Annotated in this window: 4 protein-coding genes; 2 read left to right on the top strand and 2 right to left on the bottom strand. The window is 72.3% G+C overall.

Going from position 1 to position 3,839, the window contains the following annotated elements; all coding sequences use genetic code 11:
- Positions 1 to 99 precede the first annotated feature (99 nt).
- The gene (locus DZF91_RS26970) at positions 100 to 897 is read right to left on the bottom strand and encodes an SAM-dependent methyltransferase (RefSeq protein ID WP_117359973.1); all 798 of its coding nucleotides are present in this window, start codon (positions 895 to 897) and stop codon (positions 100 to 102) included.
- A gap of 145 nt (positions 898 to 1,042) precedes the next feature.
- Between DZF91_RS26970 and DZF91_RS26975 the strand changes: the two genes are divergently transcribed.
- Positions 1,043 to 1,867, top strand: coding sequence for a glutamate ABC transporter substrate-binding protein (locus DZF91_RS26975; protein ID WP_117359974.1), 825 nt, complete (start codon positions 1,043 to 1,045; stop codon positions 1,865 to 1,867).
- Positions 1,868 to 1,880: 13 nt separating this feature from the next.
- On the opposite strand, the gene DZF91_RS26980 is transcribed toward DZF91_RS26975, so the two are convergent.
- Positions 1,881 to 2,402: a GNAT family N-acetyltransferase gene (locus DZF91_RS26980; protein ID WP_117359975.1), complete on the bottom strand. Its 522-nt coding sequence runs from the start codon at positions 2,400 to 2,402 to the stop codon at positions 1,881 to 1,883.
- A gap of 72 nt (positions 2,403 to 2,474) precedes the next feature.
- On the opposite strand from DZF91_RS26980, the gene murA reads away from it, so the two are divergent.
- Positions 2,475 to 3,782, top strand: coding sequence for a UDP-N-acetylglucosamine 1-carboxyvinyltransferase (murA, locus tag DZF91_RS26985; protein WP_117359976.1), 1,308 nt, complete (start codon positions 2,475 to 2,477; stop codon positions 3,780 to 3,782).
- Positions 3,783 to 3,839 lie beyond the last annotated feature (57 nt).

A 3,839-nucleotide genomic window follows, 5' to 3' on the forward strand; every position in this document is an offset into this window, starting at 1 on the left:
CCACTTTGTGGCGGGCCTCACTTCGTTTTCCATGGGATACTTCTTTCTCATAAGAAAGGCCCCGCCATCACTGGCGGGGCCTTTCTTGGTTTCTGGGTGTCAGGGCTTGTAGGCCATGCCGGCGTAGTGCATCCGCTGGGCCAGGGACAGCTCGGCGGGCGGGGGCTCGTCCGGATGCCAGAGGGGGTTCGGGACGACGCCCGGCGGCAGGAGTTCGTAGCCGTCGAAGAAGGCGGTGATCTGCTCGGCCGCGCGGAAGCGGCCCGTGCCGAGCAGGTCCAGGAAGCGACGCTGGAGCTCCTGGGAGAGCGGGCCGAAGTCGCAGAAGTGCGAGACGAACAGGTGGCTCCCGGACGGCATCGCGGACATGTAGTCGTCCAGGACGCCCTTCGGGTCCTCGTCGTCGTGCAGGTGGTGCAGGATCGCGACGAACAGGACGCCGACCGGCTGGGAGAGGTCGAGGAGCCGGGTGACCTCGGGATGCGCGAGGACGGTCTTCGGGTCCCGCAGGTCCGCGGTGATCACGGCGGTGCGGTCGTCGTCGGCGAGCAGGGCGCGGCCGTGCGCGAGGACGATGGGGTCCTTGTCGACGTAGACGACGCGGGAGTCCGGGGCGACGCGCTGCGCGACCTGGTGGGTGTTGTCGGCGGAGGGGAGGCCCGCGCCGAGGTCGAGGAACTGGCGGACGCCGCGTTCGGCCATGAGCCGGACGGCGCGTCCGAGGGTGGCGCGGTTGACCCTGGCCATGCTCATGATCTCGGGCAGGCCGTCCTGGAGGCGCTGCGCGACGGCCCGGTCGACCGCGAAGTTGTCCTTGCCGCCGAGAGCGACGTCGTACACGCGCGCGACGCTCGGCCGGCTCGTGTCGATGCCCTGGGGCGCCCACTCCGCCGCCATGGTGGAACCTCGTCTCCCCGTCGCGGAACGTCCGTGGTGGCGATCGTAGCGGCGCGTTCCCGGCGGCGACGGAGTTTCTGCCACCTACCCACGTAAATCGCATGGTGTTCATCTCGGGGACGTGTGCGGACCCTATTCGTAAGGTGTGAGAGCTGTTCTAGGCGGCGCCGTCGCGGCGGGGCTCGTGCTGGCGGTGGCGGGGTGCGCCGCGGACGCGGCGACGGGCGGTTCGGTCGCGACGAAGCGGACCCTGGTCGTCGGGGTCAAGGCGGACCAGCCGGGACTCGGGATGGCGGACGCGAGCGGGCGCGGGTTCAGCGGCTTCGAGGTGGACCTGGGCGCGGCGATCGCCCACCGGGTCGGGGCCGCGGACGTCCGGTACGCGGCGGTCACGTCCGAGAACCGGGAGGCGCTGCTGAACGCGCACAAGGTGGACCTGGTGCTCGCGTCGTACTCGATCACGGCCGAGCGGTCGACCCGGGTGATGTTCGGCGGGCCGTACTACGTGGCGCACCAGGACATCATGGTCCGCGCCGGGGAGCGGCGGATCGGGGGCGTCCGGGACCTGGCCGGACGGAGGATGTGCGAGGCGAGCGGATCGGTCTCGACGTCCAGGGTGGTGCGCGGACTCGGGATCGACGCGGTGCTGGTGCCGCGGCCGTCGTACTCGGCGTGCGTGCGCGGCCTGCTCGACGGCGAGCTGGACGCGGTGTCGACGGGCGACCTGGTGCTCGCCGGGTTCTCGGCCCGCGGCCGCGGCGCGGTGCGGATCCTGAACCGTCCGTTCACCGAGGAGCCGTACGGCGTCGGGCTGCGCAAGGGGGACGTGGACGGCTGCGAGGCGGTGAACAAGGCGATCACCAGGCTCTACCAGGACGGCACCGCGCCGCGGCTGCTGCGGAAGTGGTTCGGGACGTCGGGGCTGGCGAACCTGGCGTTCACGGTGCCGGAGTTCCAGGGCTGTTCGTGAGCCGGCGCCCGCGTCAGGGCTGGGGATCGGTGCGGAGGATGGAGTAGCGGACGCCGTCGCGCCACGCGCCGTCGCGGAAGACGATGCCCCGGATGGTCCCCTCGCGCGTGAGGCCGAGCTTCTCGAGCGCGCGCTGCTCGGCGACGTTCCCCAGCTCGGTGTCCGCTTCGAGGCGGTGCGTCCGGGTGTAGGCGAACAGGTAGCGGATGAGGAGCCGCTGGGCCTGCGTCCCGACGCCCCGGCCGCGGTGGTCGGGGTGCAGGCCGATGCCGAAGTTGTAGTAGTGCGTGGACGGGTTGGCGACCACCTTGTGCCATGCGACCATGCCGAGGCGGTCGTCCCCGGCCGCCACCAGCAGGACGCTGCGGTCGTCGTTGATCATGCCGTCCTCGTGCCAGCGGCGGCGCAGGCGCATCGTGTCGGTGTAGCCGTGCCAGGCGTACTCGCCGGCGGTGTGCGGGTCGGTGAAGAACGACTCCAGGAACGGCAGATCGTCCTCGCGGACGGGGCGGAGGGTGGGGGGTCCGAGATCCATGCGAGCGACCGTAGCCCACCCGCGCCGGGTGGCCGGGTTGGACGTCTCGCGGGCCGGTCATAGGCTGCACGGGTGAGTGAGAAGGTGTGGGAGATCGAGCCGTCCGGGCCGCTGCGCGGCGACGTCACCGTGCGAGGGGCCAAGAACGCGGTCAGTAAGCACATGGTCGCGGCGATGCTGGGAGAAGGGCCCAGCACCATCACCAACGCGCCCGACGTCGGCGAGGTGGGCATCACCGGCGCGATGCTGGAGCACCTCGGGATGCGCGTGGAGCGCGCCGACGGGGAGATCACGATCGTGCCCGGGCCGGTCGCCGAGCCGAACGTCCCGAAGGCGTTCACCGGGCTGAACCGGATCCCGATCCTGATGCTGGGGCCGCTGCTGCACCTGGCGGGGGAGGCGTTCGTCCCGCTGGTCGGCGGCGACCCGATCGGCCGCCGGCCCGTGGACTTCCACGTGGAGGCGCTGCGCGCGTTCGGCGCGGAGGTGGAGATCGCCGAGGACGGCATCCACGCCCGCGCGAGCCGTCTGGTCGGCACCCGGATCACGCTGCCGTACCCGAGCGTCGGCGCGACCGAGACGGTGCTGCTGGCGGCCGTCCGGGCGCAGGGCAAGACGGTGATCCGGAACGCGGCGACCGAACCGGAGATCATCGAGCTGGCGCTGTTCCTGCAGCGGATGGGCGCGCGGATCTCGTTCGCGCCCGACCGGCGGATCGTGGTGGAGGGCGTGCCGCGGCTGAACGGCGCGCGCACCCGCCTCGCCGGCGACCGGATCGAGGCGTTCTCGTACCTGGTCGCGGGCCTGGTCACCGGCGGTGAGGTGCGGGTGCACGGCTGCCCGCAGGACCGGCTGGTCACCGCGATCACCACGCTGGACCGGATGGGCGCCCGGTTCGAGATCACCGACGAGTGGATCATGGCGTCGGCGCCGCACGGGCTGCGTCCGGCGGCCGTCCAGACCGACACCCACCCCGGGTTCGCGACCGACTGGCAGACCCCGCTGATGGTGCTGTTCACCCAGGCGGACGGCATGTCGGTGCTGCACGAGACGGTGTACGAGAACCGGCTGGCGTACGTCCCGGCGCTGCAGAGCATGGGCGCGGAGATCGAGGTGTACGACACCTGCCTCGGCGGCCCGGCCTGCCGGTACCACGACACGGCGGCGCTGCACTCGGCGGTCGTGCGGGGCGTGACCAAGCTGCGCGGCGGCGACGTGACGATGCCGGACATCCGCGCCGGGTTCTCGGCGGTGCTCGCGGCGGCCGTCGCCGAGGGGCCGTCGATGCTGCGCGGCGTGCACCACATCGAGCGCGGCTACCACCACCCCGTCGAGCAGTTCCGGGCGCTCGGCCTCAACCTGCGCGCCCGCGAGGCCTGACCTCGGCCGCCACGCGGGCGGCCCGGCACCGGGCGGCCCGAACGCGGGCCGTCGGCG

This window comes from Actinomadura logoneensis, assembly GCF_003428695.1.
Lineage (GTDB): Bacteria > Actinomycetota > Actinomycetes > Streptosporangiales > Streptosporangiaceae > Spirillospora > Spirillospora logoneensis.

Bases quoted from the DNA above. Each gene is read 5' to 3' on its own strand.
- DZF91_RS26980 (WP_117359975.1), bottom strand. From the start codon at position 2,402: ATGGATCTCGGACCCCCCACCCTCCGCCCCGTCCGCGAGGACGATCTG.
- DZF91_RS26970 (WP_117359973.1), bottom strand. From the start codon at position 897: ATGGCGGCGGAGTGGGCGCCCCAGGGCATCGACACGAGCCGGCCGAGC.